The organism is Brumimicrobium mesophilum (assembly GCF_003025005.1).
Lineage (GTDB): Bacteria > Bacteroidota > Bacteroidia > Flavobacteriales_D > Crocinitomicaceae > Brumimicrobium > Brumimicrobium mesophilum.
In genome coordinates this window covers 1-631 of record NZ_PVSS01000067.1, presented here as the reverse complement: position 1 = coordinate 631, position 631 = coordinate 1, and the positions used below count along the sequence as shown (strand labels likewise).

The 631-nt window shown below is 33.0% G+C and carries 1 protein-coding gene; it reads left to right on the top strand.

Annotated features, from left to right (window positions below; all coding sequences use genetic code 11):
* The first annotated feature begins 35 nt into the window (after positions 1–35).
* The gene (locus tag C6368_RS17070) at positions 36–425 is read left to right on the top strand and encodes a hypothetical protein (RefSeq protein WP_107040419.1); all 390 of its coding nucleotides are present in this window, start codon (positions 36–38) and stop codon (positions 423–425) included.
* The last annotated feature ends 206 nt before the right edge of the window (positions 426–631 follow it).

The following is a 631-nucleotide window of genomic DNA, read 5'->3' as shown; positions in this document are numbered from 1 at the left end:
GGTTTCATAGCCCTGACCGTTAGGTACAAGAAAAAATGCAAATCGAAAACCAAATATCAAACCTTAATTCACCCAATAAAACTGAAGTTGAACAAGCAATTGATTATTTTGAAGATTTCTTCTATTTCGACAAAGAAATTTCTGACAATAACTATGTACTTGTAATTAAAACATTGGTAGATAAAATTCTAAACCCTGACGATGACTATAATAAAAACTTCCTGTTTGGAACAATCTCCTCAGCAATGTATTCAAGTGACCCTAAAGGATGCGTAAGTACTAAAGCATATCATGAGGCTATTTTGTGCATGACTAAATCAAATGACCCAATATTTCGTTTGCTTTTAGAGGATTTTACGTTTATAGACGAATTAAAAAATCCAATTCTAAATTACCTAGAACGATCAAAACAATCCAGTACCTAACAGTTTATATAGCAAATATGGCGCTTAGTAGGTTAAGAAGGTTCAGCGTTACCTACCTACCCCGCCAAATTTACAATTTGGCTTTTATAACCAAAAAAATTAAAAACAAAATCGTAAATTTGGCTATGAGCAAACTTGAAATTGCAGTGCATTTTACTGCCATACTTGCCATATAAGAATCGTTACAAGCAACTAAGGACATCCGA

Bases quoted from the DNA above. Each gene is read 5' to 3' on its own strand.
- C6368_RS17070 (WP_107040419.1), top strand. From the start codon at position 36: ATGCAAATCGAAAACCAAATATCAAACCTTAATTCACCCAATAAAACT.